Below are 17,646 nucleotides of genomic sequence, written 5' to 3' on the forward strand. Positions count from 1 at the left end.
GCCGGAGGTTTCCCCCCGGCCCTTCGCCATTCCATCCCGAAAGGTCAGCGGCCCAGCGACCACCAGCCCTTCTTGCGCGGCTTGGGCGGGCCCTCCTCGGCGGCGGGCTCCGGCGCGGGGGCCAGCGCGGCCACCTCCGCCTCGCGCGGATCGGCCTGCAAGGCCGCCTCCGGGGCGGGGGCAAGGCCGGGATCGGCCGGGAAGGCCTGGGCTTCGACAGCCACGGTCGCCTCGGTAACCGCTTCCGCCACAGGCTCCGCAACCGCCTCGGCCTTCTTCTTCGCGCTGCTGCGCGATCGGCTGGCAGGCTTCTTCGCGGGCACGGCCTCGGCCACCGCTTCGGCAACGGCTTCCACAGCCGGTTCCGCCGGGGCTTCGGCCACGGGTGCCGCCTCTGCCGCCTTTTTCGACCGCGACGCCCCGCCGCGCGACCGCGTCACCCTCTTCTTCGGGGCCTCCTCGGGCGCGGCCTCAGCGACCTCAGCAACGGTTGCCGCCTCCGGGGCGGCCTCAGGCGCGGCGGGTGCCTCGGCGGCCTCCTCCTCGCCCTCGTCATCGCCTTCGGCGCCGTCCTCGCCATCGGCCTGTGCCGCATCCGCGCCAGTCATGCCGGTGCCCGCGCCACCCTTCTTCTTCCGCCGACGGCGGCGCTTCTTCTTGCCATTGCCCGAAGCCCCCTCGCCCTGACCGGCGGCCGGACGTGCCTCGCCCCGGCCCTCGGTCGCTCTCTCGTCCCCGGCCTCGGCCTCTTCGACCTCGTCCAGATCCTCGTCGAAAGGCAGATCCTCGTCCTCGTCCTCATCCACCGGCGCGCCCATCAGGCCCGCATGGCCGGAAATCACCGAAGACGGCTCCGGCACCACCCGCGTGGCGGTCTTGAACTTCTCGATCACGTAATCCGGGCTCACCAGCGCCGGATCGCCCTCGATCCGCACGCTCATGCCATAGCGCGCCTCGATCAGCGCCACATGCTCGCGCTTCTGGTTGATCAGGAAGTTGACGATCCCGACAGGTGCCTTCAGCAGCACCTCCTTCGACCGTTTCCGCGTCCCTTCCTCTTCCAGCGCCCGCAGGATCTGCAGGCCAAGACTGTCATCCGACCGGATCAGACCCGTGCCATGGCAATGCGCGCAGGGCTGCGTGGTGCTCTCCAGCATCCCCGGACGCAGCCGCTGACGGCTCATCTCCATCAGGCCGAAGCCGGAAATCCGCCCGACCTGGATCCGCGCGCGGTCGGTCTTCAGCTTCTCCTTCAGCCGCTTCTCGACGGCGGCGTTGTTGCGCCGCTCTTCCATGTCGATGAAGTCGATGACGATCAGGCCCGCAAGGTCACGCAGTCGCAACTGCCGTGCGATCTCTTCCGCCGCCTCGATATTCGTCTTCAGCGCGGTTTCCTCGATCGACCCTTCCTTCGTGGCCCGGCCCGAGTTCACGTCGATGGCCACCAGCGCCTCGGTCACCCCGATGACGATGTACCCCCCGGATTTCAGCTGCACGACCGGGTTGAACATGCCGCCCAGATAGCTTTCCACCTGATAGCGGGCGAAAAGCGGCATCTGCTCGTCATAGCGCTTCACCACCTTGGCGTGGCTCGGCATGATCATCCGCATGAAGTCCTTGGCGGTGCGATAGCCCGCCTCGCCCTCGACCAGAACCTCGTCGATCTCGCGCGAATACAGGTCGCGGATCGACCGCTTGATCAGGTTACCTTCCTCATAGATCGCCGCCGGTGCGATGGATTTCAGCGTGAGTTCGCGGATCTGTTCCCACAGCCGCATCAGATATTCGTAATCGCGCCGGATCTCGGCCTTGGTCCGCTTGGCCCCTGCCGTGCGGATGATCAGGCCCGCGCCTTCCGGCACCTCGATCTCGCCCGCGATCTCCTTCAGCTTCTTCCTATCGGCGGCCTGCGTGATCTTGCGGGAAATCCCGCCGCCCCGCGCCGTGTTGGGCATCAGCACGCAATAGCGGCCCGCCAGCGAGAGGTAAGTGGTCAGCGCCGCGCCCTTGTTGCCGCGCTCTTCCTTGACGACCTGAACCAGCATGATCTGCCGGACCTTGATCACTTCCTGAATCTTGTATTTGCGCGGACGCGGCTTGCGGGACTGGCTGATTTCCTCGGCCACATCCTCCTCGGCGACCGATTCGATCTCGTCATCCGTCTCGCTGGCATGGTCCATCGCACGATAGGGACGCTCGCCATTCTCGGAACCGGCATCGCCGCCCTGCCCGTGGTCATGGTCGTGGTCGTGGCTGTGGTCATGACCGTGGTCGTGATCATGCCCCTGCGCCTCAACGGGCGCGGCCTCTGCCACCGGCGCGGCATCGGTGACCAGAGCCTCGGCGCCTTCGGCCTCGTCCTCGCCCAGATCGACGACATCCATGCCGCCGATCTCCACCGTCTTCACCGCATCCTTGCGCGCGGCCTCGGGCCGCGGGCGCGAACGGCTGCGTGAACGGCGGTTCTCTTCCTCTTCCTGCGCACGGTTGTAGGCGCGCTCTTCTTCCAAGAGCGCCTTCCGGTCGGCAACCGGGATCTGGTAGTAATCCGGGTGGATTTCCGCAAAGGCAAGGAAACCGTGCCGGTTCCCGCCGCAATCCACAAAGGCCGCCTGCAGCGAAGGTTCGACCCGCGTCACCTTGGCAAGGTAGATGTTCCCCGCCAGTTGCCGCTTGTTTACCGTCTCAAAGTCGAATTCCTCGACCTTGTTTCCATCCACCACCACAACGCGGGTCTCTTCCGCATGGGTGGCGTCGATCAGCATTTTCTTTGCCATGATATCCTGTCGCGCCCCGGCACGGCCTATCCGCACCGGAGCGAACTCCGGGATCGGGATCTGACGGGCATGGGCGGCTTGTCTGGGCAAGACGGCGCGGGACGAAAATCAGGGCCATGCCCGGTGGGCATCCCTCTGCTTTCGTCATCAAAATAGCGCGCGTCATCGCGGTTCTCTTCCGGGCACCTTGCGGCACCCACCTGCTAAAGCCCGCTGCGTCCAATGACCTGACGGGCAAACTGACGACCTTGCGGCCGATCCGACTGCCCCCCTCGCGGTCCTTTTCAATGGTCCGGCTGAGACGGGCAGAGAATTCCACGGCGGGACCAAAGTCCCGCGTTCTGTGACCCTAGCGGCAAAGCCGCGCGGAACACAATGGGAGAAATTCGCCAAGCCGCGCGATCGCTCACCTTGGGCTGTGCGATGCGCCGCAAGAACAATTTCAGGTTATAGTTAACAAAAGCCCCAGCGTGCGCTGCGTATGTACAGATTGCGGCACAGAATACGGCACGGGTTACGGTACGGGGTTTTCCCGTGAAATCCGTGGGTTAACCCCGTTTCACGTATATTCCGCCCGGCTCAGCCCATACTTCGCCATCTTCTCGTTCAGCGTCCGCCGCGGCAGGCAAAGCTCGTCCATCACCGCGACGATGCTGCCCTTGTGCCGCCGCATCGTATTGTCGATCAGCATCCGTTCGAACGCCTCGACATATTCCTTCAGCGGCTTGCCCTCGGTCGTCATCGCAGGCTCCGTCGCCTCGTTATCGGCCATCAAAAGCGACGCGATGGACCCAGATCCCCGGCGGTTCTGCAGAACCGCCCGCTCCGCGATATTGACCAACTGCCGCACATTCCCGGGCCATGGCGCCTGCAACAGTTGCGCCGCCTCCTGCGCCGTCACCTGCGGCGCCTCGCAGCCGTATTCTTCCGAGAACTGCTCCGACATCCGGGTGAAGAGCGTCAGGATATCCTCGCCCCGCACCCTAAGGGGTGGGCACAGGATCGTCATCGCCCCCAACCTGTAGTAGAGGTCGGACCGCAGCACATCCTCCAGCGTCTTGTCCGGCGCATGCGCGTTGCAGATCGCGATGATCCGCGTCTCGGGCGGCGTGCCCTGATCGTTGATCAGGGTCAGCAGCCGCGCCTGCAGCGGCTGGCTCAGCGCCTCCACATCCTCAAGGCAGAGCGTGCCCCCCCGCGCCTCCTCGACCAGCGGGATCTGCCCATCCTCGGAGGGGCCGAAGAGCTTGGCCGACAACTGATCCTCGGTCCAAGCCGCGCAGGAGATGGTGACGAATTTCTTCGATGCCCGCGGCCCCACGGCATGCAGCGCATGCGCGACCAGCGTCTTGCCCGTGCCCGTCTCGCCATCGATCAGGACATGGCTATCCGCTTGACCCAGATCGAGAATATCCTCGCGCAGCCGTTCCATCACGGGGCTCGACCCGATCAGTTTCTTCATCAGGATCGACCCGTCGGACAGTTCCTTGCGCAGCGCGCGGTTGTCCAGCGTCAGGCGGCGGGCCTGCGTCGCGCGCTTGGCCAGTTCCGTCATCCGGTCCGGGTTGAAGGGCTTTTCAAGAAAGTCATAGGCCCCCACCCGCATCGCCTCTACCGCCATCGGCACATCGCCATGGCCGGTGATCATGATGACGGGCAACCCGCTATCCATCCCCATCAACCGCTTCAGGAAGGCCATCCCGTCCATCCCCGGCATCTTGATGTCGGACACGACGACCCCCGGAAATTCCGGCCCGATGCCCTTCAGCGCCTCTTCGGCGCTGGCGTAAGTCTCTGTATCGAAACCGGAAAGCGCCAGCCACTGGCTGATCGACTGCCGCATGTCCGCCTCGTCATCGACGATCGCCACCTTCATCGCACGCGCCATATCAACCTCATTCCGCTGCTTCGACTTCCTTGCCCAGAAGGGGCAGTTGCATCTCGAAGACCGCGCCGCCGCTTTCGGAGTTGCGCGCCGTCAGGCGGCCCCCCAGATCGGTCACGATCCCCGAGGAGATGGCAAGGCCAAGCCCCACCCCCTCTCCGGGCTTCTTCGTCGTGTAGAAGGGCTCGAAGAGGTTATCCAAATCCTTGATCCCGGTGCCATTGTCGCGCACCGCCAGCATCGCCACATCGCCCGAGGACAGGATCAGGTCGATCTGCGGATCGGCCCTGTCCCGCGTCGCATCCAGCGCGTTGCGCAGAAGGTTGATGATCACCTGCTCCAGCCGGATGCGGTCGGCCATGACCATCACCGGCGTGCGCGGCAGGGTGCGGGTGATCTTGACCACCCGCTGCTTCAGTTGCGGCTCCATCATCGACAGCGCGCCGGAAAGCGCCGACCGCAGGTCGACCGGCTCGAAGGCCTCGCCGCCCTTGCGGGCATAGGATTTCAACTGCCGCGTGATCGCCCCCATGCGCTCGATCAGGTCATCGATCCGCTGGAAGGACGACAGCGCCTCGTCGGGCCGCTTGCGCTGCAACAGCAGACGCGCCCCGGCAAGATAGGTCTTCATCGCCGCAAGCGGTTGATTCAATTCATGGCTGACCGCAGCCGACATCTCACCAAGCGCTGCCAGCTTGGACGATTGCGCCAGCGTCAACTCGGCCACCGCCAGATCCTTCTGCACCTTCTCGCGTTCCGCGATCTCGCGCTGCAGGCGGGCGTTCAGCATGCGCAGTTCCGCCGATTCACGCTGGAAGGTCACGCTTTGCGACCATGCCTTGCGCGACAGGAAATAGAAGGTCAGCGCCATGAGGATGGCGAACCCCATGATCTCCAGCGCGAGGATGCCGTTGACCCTTTCGCGCACCGAGTCATAGGCGGTGAAGGTCACCATCCGCCAACCGCGGAAGGGCACCCGCGCCTCGGTCTTCATCACCGCCTCGCCGCGCACATAGGCATCGGGCGGGGCCTGCGCCCAATCGGCGGTGGCCTGCAGGGCGCGGGACAGGGCCGAGGGCGCGTCGCGCACCGCCAGCGCCTCGTCCATCGAAAGGCCACGCCAGCGCGGTTCGGTCGCAAGGATGACGGTGCCCTCGCTATCGGTCACCATCACTGCATCCTGCAGGCCCGCCCAGGCGCGTTCGTATTTCATCAGATCGACCGCGACGACGATCACGCCGCCCGCCCTGCCATCCACCAGAACCGCCCGTGAATAGGTAAAGTCGAACCCGCCCCCCTCGCGCGCCTGCGCGGTAAAGACCGTGTCCTTGTTCCGCACGGCCTCGACGAAATATGCCCCCGTCCGATGGTTCGTGCCCAACTGGTTGCGGTTGGTCGCCCCCACCGTGCGCCCATCCGCATCGATCAGCAGGATCGACGCCACACCGATCTCGGACTGCACGCGGATCAGTTTCTGCGATGTCCCCGAGAAGTCCCGCGACCGCAGCGCCTCGACCAGCGCCGGGTCACCCGCCAGCAGCAAGGGGACGACCGAGGTGCGCTGCAACTCGGACACCATGTTCCCGGAGTAAAGCGCAAGCCGCAGTTCCGCCCGGTTGCGGGTGGTTTCGGTGAACCGCTCCGACAGCCAGCGGTTCGTCACCAGCACCACGCCTATGGCCAGAATCACCATGAGCCCAATCGCCAGCTTCACCCGCCAGGAGATGCCCGGCGGCTCGTCTGCGTCATCGGAAAGGATGCGGGTATCGCTCATGGCGGCAATCTAGGCCCGCCCGGCCCCCCGCTTCAAGCGCAGCCCCCGGAAAGGGCGATCAAGCAAGCGTCAACCCGCCCAAGAGCGCCGTGAACAAGGCCGCGCCATCGGTTCCGCCCTGCACCGGGTCCACCACCCGCTCGGGATGGGGCATCATTCCAAGAACGCGGCGATTCTCGGACAGGACGCCCGCGATATCGGCCATCGACCCGTTGGGATTGCCGTCATAGGTGAAGGCCACGCGATCCTCGCCCTGCAGGCGGGCAAGGCCTTCGGCATCGATGGTGTAATTGCCGTCGTGATGCGCAATCGGCACGGTGATGGCCTGCCCCTTGGCATAGCCTGCCGTAAAGGCGCTGTCGGCGGTGGCAACCCGCAAGCCCTGCATCCGGCAGACGAATTTCAGCCTCGCATTCCGCATCAGCGCCCCGGGCAGAAGCTGCATCTCGGTCAGGACCTGAAAGCCGTTGCAGACCCCCAGCACATAGCCGCCCCTCGCGGCATGGGCCTTGACCGCCGCGCCGATGGGCGATTGCGCGGCAATCGCCCCGCAGCGCAGGTAATCACCGAAGGAGAAGCCGCCGGGAATGCCCACGACATCAACGCCCTCGGGCAGGGTGCTGTCCTTGTGCCAGACGCGCGTGACGTCCCATCCCGCCTTCTCGAAAGCCACCGCAAGGTCGCGGTCGCAGTTGGAACCGGGGAAGGTGACGACGGCGGCCTTCATCTGGGCATCCTTTCAGCGCAAAGCGGGATGGCCGCGCATTACCGCAAACCGCCCCGCCCCGCCACCCGGAATCACGACTGCGGGCGCGTCTTCTTGGGATCGTAATGCGAGAGCGGCACGATCACCGCCGGAAGCCGCTTCTGGTGACCGTCCAGCTTGCCGACCTCGACCTGCGTCCCGACCTCGGCATGGGCCACATCCACCCGCGCCAGAGCGATGTTCTTGCCCAAAAGGGGCGAGCGCATGGAGGACGTCACCTCCCCCACCTGCGCGCGGCCCACATGGATGCAATCGCCGTGGCCCACATCGACATTGCTGTCGATATCCAGCCCCACGAACTTCCAGCGCGGGTTTTCCTTGCGCCGGATCAGCGCGTCGCGGCCGATGAAATCGTCCGTCTTCGACTTCAGCGGCACGGTGAAGCCGATCCCGGCCTCGAACGGGTCGGTCTGGTCGCTGAAATCATAGCCCGCGAAGATCAGACCCGCCTCGATCCGCACCATGTCCAGCGCGGCAAGGCCCATCGGTTTCAGCCCCAGATCGCTGCCATGCTCCCAGACGGCGTCGTAGACGGTGCTGCCGTCCTTCGGATGGCAGAACACCTCGAACCCCAACTCGCCCGTATAGCCCGTGCGCGACACCACGACCGGCGCGCCTTCGGGTCCGCCCACGCGGCCCACGGTGAAGCGGAACCATCCCAACTCTTCCACCGTCGGCTGGTGCGGCGCGGTCCAGATCATGCGCTTCATGATCTCGCGGCTGTTCGGCCCCTGCACCGCCAGATTGTGCAACTGGTCCGTCGACGACCGCACCATCACCTTCAGCCCCAGTTTCTCGGCCTGCTCGCGCAGCCAGATGCCGCCGTAATCATCCCCGCCGATCCAGCGGAAATTGTCGCGACCCAGACGGAACAGCGTGCCGTCGTCGATCATGCCGCCATGTTCATAGCACATGGCCGAATAGACCACCTGCCCCACGCTCAGCTTCTTGACGTCGCGCGTCAGCGTCCATTGCATCAACGCCTCGGCATCCGGCCCCGTCACCTCGAACTTCCGCAGCGGCGAGAGGTCCAGCACCACCGCCTTCTCGCGGCAGGCCCAATACTCCTCTATCGCGCCGTTCGACGAATAGACGTTGGGCAGCCAATACCCTTTGTACTCCACCACATTGCGCGTCAGCGCCCCCGTCCGTTCACTGAACGCGGTGTCCTTGGTCATCTTCGGCTCCGAATCTGGGGTGGCGCGCCATGCGATGGCACGGCTGAACTTCTCCGCCCCCGAATAGGTGCGGACATGGATGTCGCTGAGATACCAGCCATTCGCGGGCGTCGTGTCATCCGGGCAGGCCGAGGAGACGCAGACAAGGTCCGTCAGCGCGCGGAAGAGCACATAATCGCCGGGACGCGACCACGGCTCATCCGAGTAAAGGACACCATGCGCGTCGATGCCCGTATTGAAGAAGAGGTTGACCGCCATCCAACCGGGGCGGCCCGAAACGTTGAATTCCGCCAGCGCGCCATTGAAGTTGTCGGAGCAGTTGGCATGGCCCGGATAGCCGATATCGTCGTAATACTTGGCCGCACAGGCCATGGCAAAGGCGTCATGCCGGCCGACCGTGTCCTGCACCACTTCCAGCAGGGGCAGCATGTCCTGATCGTAGTATTTGGAATGCAGCCCTGGCATGGAATAGGCATGCCCCATCAGCGTGCGCGAGGTCGTCACGTCCAGCGCGTGTTCGATCCCCTTGTCCAGCTTGCGCGCGGCAAAGGCCTGGAAATCGGTGCATTGGCGGCCATCGACATCGATGATCTGGATGTAATCGCCCGCCTTGACGAAATAGGCCCGCGCGGTGGCCGATTTCACCCGCAGGTCCAGCACCGGATCGGCCAAGGGGTCGGGCATGTCGAACTGCTTCACCGTCATCAGAGAGGACCGCTGGACCTGCACACCGATAGGCGTCGCCGTCTCCTGCCCGTCGGGCGCCATGTCGCCGCCCGGTGCCGCGATGACCAGCACGCCATCGCGCGTGGCGGTGAACGTCTCTTCCGCCCCCGCCGGGGTTTCGGCCGAGAACAGCGCCACCGCCCCCGCCTTGGCCAGATCGATCCCGCGCCGTTCCAGACCGAGCCGCAGACCACCCATGCCGGAGCCCAACCTTGGCCCCGCCTGCAGCAACGCCTTAAGCCCCCCCGCATCGGAATTTGCCGCCACGCCAAGGATGCCGGCGTCGATCCGCCCCCCCTCGCCCGCCGCGACCAGTTCCACACGCTGCCCGCCCTCGGTGTTGACCACCGTCACCCGATCCCCTGCGGCCAGCCGGATCAGGATCGCCCCATTTCCAGCCACCTCATAACGTTCCCGCCCCGTTGCAGGCAGAGCCGTGGAAGCGGTCAGGATCCGGCTTGGGCGCGGCGGGCCGGGGTTCACCTTGGGATAGAGATCAAGCATGGCCCGCCCTCCGAGAGAGTTGCATCAGTGTAAAAACTGTTTCACAAAAAGAATATGCGGCCACTGCCTGCGGGGCAAGCGCCATGATGATGAAAACGGGGCAAAGCGGTGATTGCACTTTCCTTGGGTCTTGTTGCCGCGCTGTTCTGGGGCCTGCATGATTTCACCATCCGCCGCGTGGGGGGCCGGGCCGATGTGGCGGCGATCTTCGCGCTGGTCACTGTCTTCGGCCTGATCCCGCTGGTCCCGATTGCTCTCTTCATCGGGGGCTGGGATGCCATCGGGCCGCAGCAGGCCATGCTGGCCGTGGCGGCAGGCTTTGGCGCGGTTTGCGCCAATATCGCGCTCTATCGTGCCTTCACCATCGGGCCCGTCTCTCTCGTGGCGCCGATCTGCGGGTCCTATCCCGTGCTCTCTGTCCTATTCGCCGTCGCACGGGGGCAAGAGGCTGGGATGCAGGAATGGCTGGCGGTGCTGGCCGTGGTGGCGGGCGTGGCCATCGTGGCGCGTGGCGAAGGCGGGGCATCCTCTGGCAGCCGCACGGCGGCGGCGGGATGGGCGGCGCTGGCCTCCCTCTCCTTCGCGGTCACCTTCGGGCTGGCGCAGTGGTCGGCGGAAACGGGGGCGCATATGCCGGTGGCGGCCATCACCCGGAGCACGGCGCTGTTCATCGCGGCCCTCTGGCTGCTGCAGCGCCGCCCCGGCTTGGGTGGTCTTCCCGCGATCTGGCCCGCGCTCTTCTTGATGGGGATGCTGGATGTGGGCGCGGTCAGCGCCGTCACTCTGGCGGGCGGGATGGAGAATGCGGAATACGCCTCGGTCGCCTCGTCCGTCTTCGGGATCGTGACCATTCTTCTGGCCTGGCGTTTCCTGCGCGAACCGATGCGGGCCTCGCAATGGGGCGGGGTGGCGTTGGTCTTTGCCGGGATCGCAGCGCTGGGCCTTGCCTGATCACTCCGACGGCGGCAGCGCCCCGGCCAGCCCCCGCAGCCCCACCAGCCGCCGCCGCTCATCCGCCGGGTTCACCCCGAAGGCTTCGGCATAGTGCCGCGTCATGGGTGTAGAACTGGCATAGCCCACCGAAATCGCGATCTCGGTGATCGACTGGGTGGAATAGAGCACCTTCTGCCGCGCCTTCTTGAGCCGCATCAGGCGGTAGTATTTCAGCGGGCTCTGCCCCGTCGCCTGTTTGAAGCTGCGCTCCAGATGCCGCTCGGAAATTCCCAGCGCCTCCGCCACGTCCGAAATCTGCACAGGGTCCTCGATATGGTCGGAGAAGACCTGAATCGCATGGCGGATCGTGTCGGGCAGCATGTCGTCCGTGCCGCCACGTTTCTGCACCGGCACCTTCTGGGATGCGTCATCGGTGCGCACGAAGGGATGCTGAAACCAGCAGGCGACCTCGGTCATCGTGTCGCGGCCCAGCTTCTCTTCGATCAACCGCAGCATCAGGTCGAACACGGCCCCCGCCCCGCTGGCCGTCTGCCGCCGCCTGTCGCGGATGATCACCGATTGGCTTGCCGCGATATCGGGGAATTCGCCCTTGAAGGCCGCGTCATAGCACCAATGGACCGAACAGACATGCCCGCCCATCACGCCCGATCGGACCAAGGGGAAGATCCCGCCCGAGAACCCGCCCAGCACCACGCCCGACCTGTCCATCCAGCGTATCTGCGCGTTGGACCGCTTGGGATGGACGAAATTCGATTGCGGCATCGACAGGAAGAACAGGTAATCCAGTTCCTCTGCCTCCGTCAGGGTGGCATCCGGGTCGAACTTCACCTCGGCCGAAGACCGCACCGGCCCCGTTTCCTCGGCCAGAAGTTTCCACGCGAATTCCCGCCGCCCCACGATCTCGTTCGCGGCACGCAGGGGTTCGATGGCCGATGTCAGGCAGGCCATCGGAAAGCCGGGAAACAGCAGGAAACCCAGCTTGGTCGGATTGCCCGTCTCGGTCATGTCGCGGCGGCCCTCCCTTACCCCGGTTGCGATCAATCCTCGGGCCACCAGCCCGGCGAGGTCGGCTTGCCGTCGTCATATTGCGACAGCCACTGCACCAGCAGGTCGCGGTTGCGCAGGAAACCCTTGTAGCCCGCCAGATCGGGATGCAGGTCGCGTACCACGCGGTGCAGGCGCCGCGCCCATTTGGGCTGGGTGACCAATTCCTCGAACTTGATCAGATAGCAGCGGATCGGGAAGGCGATGGCGTTCGACCGCGGCAGCCGCCACAGCGTCTGCAATTCCACCCGCAGATGCTGGCGGTGGCCTACCGTGTCCATCGTCAGCGTCGTCTTGTTCGGCCCCCATTTCGGGTAATTCTCTGGGCTGGTGTCCAGCAGGGGGTCCACCGTCATCGTCCAGTTGAACCGCCGCACGGGCGCGCCGTGCTGCAGCTTCAGCAGGAATTTCAGCGCGCGGTCGAAGACGCCCTTCTCATGCGCCAGCGGAACGGGCGCGTGCCATTCGTGAAAACTCATGCCGATGTCGAAATCCAGCGACCAGTCGGCCTGCGTCGTCACCATCCCAGCCTCGATCCACAGGTTCTCATCCCGCTGATCCTGAAGCGTGAAATCCCCCTGCGTCTGGCGTGTGATATATTCCATCGGCCCATAGGGCAGCGTCGAGGGGTCGAGGAAGGTGAACTTCTGCTCGATCTGCATCGGACGGTTGATCCAATGCCACTTGTTCCCGTTCTTGTGCAGTTCGAACCAGTGCGGATAGTCCCGCGCCTTGCTCTCCATGATCAGTTCCAGCAGGTCCCAGCCCGCAAGTTCCATATGCGGCAGCGACTGGCAGCGCAGCGGGTCCTCCTTCAGAACAAGGTCGCGATCGCGCATCTCGGCCAAATAATGTTCGTCCACGTCGAAGGCATGTTCAAAGACCGACCCCGGTCGCCCCGGCACATGCGGCTCCATGTTGACGGAATACATGTAGTCGTCGCGGTCGAAGGGGAACGGGAAGCGCTTTATCGCGCGTTCCGAGTTCCGGAAGGTGAAGTCGTTGCGGAACGTCTCGTTGTTGAACTCGAAGCCCATCGCTTCCCCCCTTATCGGTCAAGGACGAGGGTCTTGCCCTCGAACCGCGACACGCATGGCATGATCTTGGTGTTGGCGGCCTTCTCGTCATCGGAAAGCCAGTGGTCGTGATGGTGGATATGCCCATCGCAGCGCAGCACATTCGTCTCGCATTGCCCGCAGGCCCCGCCGCGGCAAAGATAAGGGGCCTCCACACCCGCCGCCTCCATCGCCTCCAGAATCGACTGGGCCGCGCCGACGGTGACGGTCTTGCCAGAGGCCGCCAGTTCCACCTCGAAGGGCTGGCCCACGGGCGGGGCGAGGAATTCCTCGGAATGGACGGTATTGGCAGGCCAGCCCATGCCCGTGGCCGTGGACTTCACCCAGTCGATCATCCCCTTCGGTCCGCAAACATAAAGATGCGTGCCAAGCGGCTGGGTCGAGAGCAACGTCTTCAGGTTGATCGCCTCTCCGCGCTCATCCACATAGATGTGGACACGTTCGGCATATGCACCTTTCAGACGTTCCACATAGGCACCCAGCGCCTCGGACCGCACGGAATAGTGCAATTCGAACCTTTGCCCCATCGGCGCAAGCTGGGCCATCATTGACATGAAGGGCGTGATCCCGATACCGCCGGCGAGGAAGAGATGCTTCTTCGCCCGCGAATCCGGCGGGAAAAGATTGACCGGATGCCCGATCTGCATCCGCATCCCCGGGACGACATGGCGGTGCATGAAAAGCGACCCGCCCCGCCCCGTATCGTCACGCCGGACCGAGATTTCATATCCCTTGGTGTCCTGCGGATCGGACATCAGCGAATAGGGGTTCATCCGCCGCGTGCCGTGATCGTCCATCTCGATCACCACATGCGACCCGCCGGAAAAATGGGGCATCTCGCCGCCATCCGCGCGCTCGAACCTGAACCGTTTGATGAGAGGGTTGACCTCCACCACCTCGGTCACGACGACATCCAGTCTGGGGGCTCCGACGCTCATTTGAAACGCTCCACCGCCGGCGGCACCTGGCCCGGATCCTCGGCGTCGATATTCACCCCCTGAAAGGCCGCGAGGCGGCGGGAGTAGTGGTCGCGGACGAAGAGGTTCAGCCCGCAATGCGAACAGACGAAAGGATCGGTGGTCACGTTTTCCGTGACCCCCTTGCAATGAACGCATTGCACCCGGCGCGCCAGTGATCCGCGATGTTCGGTCTGCACCGCTTCATGGGGAAGGCCTGCCTCCATCACGTCGCGCTGGGCAAGCCCGATAAGCGTCTCGGTCCCCGCCAGATAGACCTGCAGTCCCATATGGGCATCGGCCAGCACCTTCTTCAGCCGCGGTTCCGCTGCCCAGAAGGTGGGAGAGCGGTGGCACTGCGCCGCACCAAGACGCTCCAGCATATCGAAACGGTCGGTGCCATTCGCGGCGCTGGGCACATAGATGATATGGGTGCGCGCAAGCATCGCCGGCGCCTCGGCCCCTGCCTTGGCGAAGAGGTCACGGATGGCATCCGCCCCTTCCCCATCGGCCACGCAAAGATGCGCGGTCCCGGCACGCGGTTGCAGCACGCCATAGACGGGTCGGCTGCGGATCGTCTTTTCGAAAACGGTCTGGCTCATGGTTCTGTCTGTTCCGGCTGACCCCGGTTGCGAAAGGGGCGCGCCGTGACCCCACGGCGCGCCCCTTCTTTTCTTGCGTCAATCCTTGGCTGTGCGCCGCTTCTTTTCGGGGTCGTAGAAGGGCATGGAATGCGTGACCGCCGGGATCTCCCCATGCGTCGCGCAGTTCACCACCAGCTTCGTGCCGTTGTTGGCGCAATCCACGGGGATGCGGGCGATGGCGATGTTGTGCTTGTTCAGCGGCGAATACATCGCCTGTGTCACAAGCCCCACCTTCTTGCCGTCGCGGAACACCGGCGCGCCGTTGCCGGGCACATTCGTTCCTTCCATCTTCAGGCCCCAGATCTTGAACCGTTCCTTGCCCTTCAGCCGGTAATGCTCTTCCGCGCCGCGGAAGCCCACCTTGCCGGGGGACACGGTGAAATCGAGGCCCAGTTCCCAAAGCGTATCGCCGGGGCCTTCGTTCTCGAACGGGTACATCTCGGAATTGTCATAGGGGAAGAACAGCAGATAGCTTTCCGTCCGCAACAGGTCGAGCGTGGTGAACCGGCAGGGAATGATCCCCATCGACTTCCCCTCTTCCAGAATGCGGTCCCAGATCATCGGCGCGTCCTGCCCGCGCACGAAGAGCTCGTACCCCCGCTCGCCCGTGTATCCCGTGCGCGAGATCATGGCGGGCTTGCCGAAGAGGCTGGTCTGCATATGGGCGAAATAGGGAAGCTGGCGGATGCCCGGAACATGCTTTTCCAGATAATCCACCGCCAACGGCCCCTGCAGCGACAGGTCATGCAGGTTGTCGTCGAAGCGGATGGACACATCGCGTCCCGTGGCGGCCATGGTCAGCTGCTCATGCGCCTGACCGGAACCATGCACCACCATGAAGGCATTCGGCCCCATCCGGTAGATCACGCAATCGTCGATGAACTTGCCCTGATCGTTCAGCATGGTCGCATAGACCGACCGCCCCGGCATCAGCTTCTCCATGTTCCGGGTCGTCGCCCGTTCGATCACATGGCTGGCTGCAGGCCCGGTGATATGGACCTTCTTCAGGCCCGACACATCCATCAGCCCCGCCTTGGTGCGGATGGCCATGTATTCCGCGTTCGGATCACCGTCATAGGACCACGCGGTCCCCATCCCGCTCCAATCCTCGAGGTTCGACCCCAGCGCGCGGTGGCGGTCGCCGAGCGTGGAGAAGCGCCAAGAATTCGTCATTTCCGTCCCTCCCGATGGACTTGTTCATTGCGATTACTCTCCAACCATCAATCTGCGAAATCAACCTTCTTGTGCAAAAAGTTTTCCTCTCAGGGAAAGTTTTCGCCTTGAAACCGCCCCGGCCCGCCCGGAACCGCCGCGCGTCGCCCGCAGAACGGGCAGGTCTCGTATCCCCAGCCCCACCCCGATTCTCGGCAATGAAAAGGGCGGCCTGCGGGCCGCCCTTTCCTTGGAACTTGGTCGTGGCAATCAGCCAGGCAGAACGAAGAACCAGTTCGCCCAAAGCACCACCGCCGCCCCGGCGATCAGCGCGAGATAGGGCAGGAATCCTGCCTTCCGTTCCCCCAGATCGCCATAGGGCAGCCCCAGATCGTCATAGGCTTCCTTCGGGAACTTGCCGCCATCCACGACGTAATGGCGATACCAAAACACCGGGAAGATGAACGAAGCAAAGATCAGGCCCGACCACAGCGCGTTCTCATAGCCCCAGACCTTCGCTCCCGCACCAAGGAACAGCGCGTTGACGAAGGCCAGCATCGTGTTCAGCCCGATAAGCCATGTCGGCGCGGTCCAGGGCCGATCCATATGCGCGCTGTCGATCCGATGGATCCAGCCCGCGTTCAGGTTCAGGAAGTTGAACAGGATGTAACCCACGTTCGAGATGGCAAGCACGTAGAAATAGCCCGTCGCATCCGATGCCAGTGCAAGCAAGAAGACGTTGAAAGCCACATCCGTCCACATCGCCCGGCGCGGCGCGCCATGTTCGTTGACAGTGCCAAGGAACTTGGGCAGCCAACCGTCCCGCGAACCCTGATAGAGCGTGCGCGACGATCCCGCCATGGCCGTCATGATGGCAAGGAACAGCGCGATGATCATCAGGACGACGAAGATCTGCGTCACCACCGGTCCACCGCCCATCATGTTGCCCATGGCCTCACCCACGCCCGTCCCTTCGACGATGCCCGGCGCGGTCATGCCGTCCAGACCGAGATAGCCTTGGAACGAGAACGGGATCAGGAAGAAGAACACCATGCACAGCAGGCCCGAGTAGAAGATCGCGCGGAAGGTATCGCGCTTGGGGTCCTTCAACTCGCGCGTATAGCAGACCGCAGTCTCGAACCCGTAGGTGGACCATGCCGCGATATACATCCCGCCTAGAAACAGGGTCCAGCCACCGATGTTCCAAGACCCATCATCGCCCGCATTCGGCGGCATCAGGTTGGTGACATTCATCCAGTCGATGGAGCCGGTGAGCATCGGAACGAAACCAACCAGCAGAAGCGGGATCAGAACAATGATCGCAAGCCACTTTTGCGCGGATGCGGTCGAAGCGATACCACGCTCCTGGATCGCAAGGATGATCAGCATCAGCGCCACGCCGATGATGAAGGTCGAATTGAAATGCAGCGTCCCCAACCCCGGAACGGTCAGTTGGAAAGCCTCATAGACCCGGAACCACGGCGTCAGCGCCTCGACCCCGGCATTCGCGGCAACGGCTTGGATGGCCTGCTCTGCCGTCACGCCGGCATTTTCGGCCATATAGGCAACTACAGCCTCCGAATCAGCGGTGAAACTACCGATATTCGCCGCGACCCAATCCAGCACGGGCTGGCTGTCGGCAAGCGGGATCGGGAAAAGGGCATTCAGAATGTAACCCGCCGCGATCGCACAGCCCAGCGACAGGACCGGTGACCAGGCGAACCAGTTGCACCACACCGACAAGGGCGCAATCAGCTTGCCATAACGCAGCCATGCCGTGGCACCATAGACGCTGGTTCCTCCGGATTTATTGCCGAACATCCCCGCCATCTCGGCATAGGTGAAGCTTTGCGAGAAGCCCATCAGCATCGAAAGCATCCAGACCACAAAGGCATATTGCCCAACTGTGCCCGAGATCCCCCCGATGGAGAAAAGCACAAGCGGCGGAACACCCGCCGCGACCCAGAAGGCGCCCTTCCAATCCAGCGCGCGTTGAAGCTCGCCGGTGCTTGCGGTTGAAGACATTTAGAACTCCCTTGTTCCCTGTTGCCCCCGGTTCCTGCGGCCTATCCCCGCGCGCAGTCCGGGTTCGTGTTGTCTGGTCCTCACGGCCATGCCGGGGTTCAGCCCGGTCAGGAAAGCACGGCACAACCAGCAAGGCGAGAAAATTTTCATTCCCGCGAAACTTTTTTTCCTAGTTTTTCTGCGCA

Annotated in this window: 12 protein-coding genes; 1 reads left to right on the forward strand and 11 read right to left on the reverse strand. The window is 64.0% G+C overall.

The window, feature by feature from the left end:
- Positions 1-44 precede the first annotated feature (44 nt).
- From TabM4_RS12900 to TabM4_RS12920, 5 genes are all read right to left on the reverse strand, one after another.
- Positions 45-2,777 (reverse strand): Rne/Rng family ribonuclease, encoded by a 2,733-nt coding sequence (locus tag TabM4_RS12900; RefSeq protein WP_434612916.1) that lies wholly within the window; start codon positions 2,775-2,777, stop codon positions 45-47.
- A gap of 559 nt (positions 2,778-3,336) precedes the next feature.
- Positions 3,337-4,665 (reverse strand): sigma-54-dependent transcriptional regulator, encoded by a 1,329-nt coding sequence (locus tag TabM4_RS12905; protein WP_434612918.1) that lies wholly within the window; start codon positions 4,663-4,665, stop codon positions 3,337-3,339.
- 7 nt (positions 4,666-4,672) lie between these two features.
- A complete protein-coding gene (locus TabM4_RS12910; RefSeq protein WP_434612920.1) occupies positions 4,673-6,436 on the reverse strand; it encodes a sensor histidine kinase in 1,764 nt (587 codons plus the stop codon).
- Positions 6,437-6,494: 58 nt separating this feature from the next.
- Positions 6,495-7,163, reverse strand: coding sequence for a phosphoribosylformylglycinamidine synthase subunit PurQ (purQ, locus tag TabM4_RS12915; protein WP_434612922.1), 669 nt, complete (start codon positions 7,161-7,163; stop codon positions 6,495-6,497).
- A gap of 71 nt (positions 7,164-7,234) precedes the next feature.
- Positions 7,235-9,610 carry a DUF1989 domain-containing protein gene (locus TabM4_RS12920; protein ID WP_434612923.1) on the reverse strand — a complete coding sequence of 792 codons (2,376 nt, stop codon included), beginning with the start codon at positions 9,608-9,610 and terminating at the stop codon, positions 7,235-7,237.
- Positions 9,611-9,718: 108 nt separating this feature from the next.
- Between TabM4_RS12920 and TabM4_RS12925 the strand changes: the two genes are divergently transcribed.
- Positions 9,719-10,561 (forward strand): EamA family transporter, encoded by an 843-nt coding sequence (locus TabM4_RS12925; RefSeq protein WP_434612925.1) that lies wholly within the window; start codon positions 9,719-9,721, stop codon positions 10,559-10,561.
- Here TabM4_RS12925 and TabM4_RS12930 read toward each other — a convergent pair whose 3' ends face one another.
- The 6 genes from TabM4_RS12930 to TabM4_RS12955 all read right to left on the reverse strand — a co-directional run bounded on the left by TabM4_RS12930 (position 10,562) and on the right by TabM4_RS12955 (position 17,461).
- Positions 10,562-11,569 carry a GlxA family transcriptional regulator gene (locus TabM4_RS12930; protein ID WP_434612927.1) on the reverse strand — a complete coding sequence of 336 codons (1,008 nt, stop codon included), beginning with the start codon at positions 11,567-11,569 and terminating at the stop codon, positions 10,562-10,564.
- Between the two features lie 32 nt (positions 11,570-11,601).
- The gene (locus TabM4_RS12935; RefSeq protein ID WP_434612929.1) at positions 11,602-12,645 is read right to left on the reverse strand and encodes a heme-dependent oxidative N-demethylase family protein; all 1,044 of its coding nucleotides are present in this window, start codon (positions 12,643-12,645) and stop codon (positions 11,602-11,604) included.
- Between the two features lie 11 nt (positions 12,646-12,656).
- Positions 12,657-13,622, reverse strand: a complete 966-nt coding sequence (locus tag TabM4_RS12940; protein WP_434612931.1) for a PDR/VanB family oxidoreductase — start codon at positions 13,620-13,622, stop codon at positions 12,657-12,659.
- Positions 13,619-14,242: a dimethylamine monooxygenase subunit DmmA family protein gene (locus TabM4_RS12945; protein ID WP_434612934.1), complete on the reverse strand. Its 624-nt coding sequence runs from the start codon at positions 14,240-14,242 to the stop codon at positions 13,619-13,621. Before TabM4_RS12945 ends, TabM4_RS12940 begins: the two co-directional genes overlap by 4 nt.
- Before the next feature lie 78 nt (positions 14,243-14,320).
- Positions 14,321-15,457 (reverse strand): aminomethyltransferase family protein, encoded by a 1,137-nt coding sequence (locus TabM4_RS12950; protein WP_434612937.1) that lies wholly within the window; start codon positions 15,455-15,457, stop codon positions 14,321-14,323.
- Positions 15,458-15,706: 249 nt separating this feature from the next.
- Positions 15,707-17,461, reverse strand: coding sequence for an APC family permease (locus TabM4_RS12955; RefSeq protein WP_434612940.1), 1,755 nt, complete (start codon positions 17,459-17,461; stop codon positions 15,707-15,709).
- Positions 17,462-17,646 lie beyond the last annotated feature (185 nt).

Origin of the sequence: Tabrizicola sp. M-4, from assembly GCF_051132405.1 — a bacterium.
In the GTDB taxonomy this organism is placed as follows: Bacteria; Pseudomonadota; Alphaproteobacteria; order Rhodobacterales; family Rhodobacteraceae; genus Paragemmobacter.

Bases quoted from the DNA above. Each gene is read 5' to 3' on its own strand.
- TabM4_RS12900 (WP_434612916.1), bottom strand. From the start codon at position 2,777: ATGGCAAAGAAAATGCTGATCGACGCCACCCATGCGGAAGAGACCCGC.
- TabM4_RS12905 (WP_434612918.1), bottom strand. From the start codon at position 4,665: ATGGCGCGTGCGATGAAGGTGGCGATCGTCGATGACGAGGCGGACATG.
- TabM4_RS12910 (WP_434612920.1), bottom strand. From the start codon at position 6,436: ATGAGCGATACCCGCATCCTTTCCGATGACGCAGACGAGCCGCCGGGC.
- purQ (WP_434612922.1), bottom strand. From the start codon at position 7,163: ATGAAGGCCGCCGTCGTCACCTTCCCCGGTTCCAACTGCGACCGCGAC.
- TabM4_RS12920 (WP_434612923.1), bottom strand. From the start codon at position 9,610: ATGCTTGATCTCTATCCCAAGGTGAACCCCGGCCCGCCGCGCCCAAGC.
- TabM4_RS12930 (WP_434612927.1), bottom strand. From the start codon at position 11,569: ATGACCGAGACGGGCAATCCGACCAAGCTGGGTTTCCTGCTGTTTCCC.
- TabM4_RS12935 (WP_434612929.1), bottom strand. From the start codon at position 12,645: ATGGGCTTCGAGTTCAACAACGAGACGTTCCGCAACGACTTCACCTTC.
- TabM4_RS12940 (WP_434612931.1), bottom strand. From the start codon at position 13,622: ATGAGCGTCGGAGCCCCCAGACTGGATGTCGTCGTGACCGAGGTGGTG.
- TabM4_RS12945 (WP_434612934.1), bottom strand. From the start codon at position 14,242: ATGAGCCAGACCGTTTTCGAAAAGACGATCCGCAGCCGACCCGTCTAT.
- TabM4_RS12950 (WP_434612937.1), bottom strand. From the start codon at position 15,457: ATGACGAATTCTTGGCGCTTCTCCACGCTCGGCGACCGCCACCGCGCG.
- TabM4_RS12955 (WP_434612940.1), bottom strand. From the start codon at position 17,461: ATGTCTTCAACCGCAAGCACCGGCGAGCTTCAACGCGCGCTGGATTGG.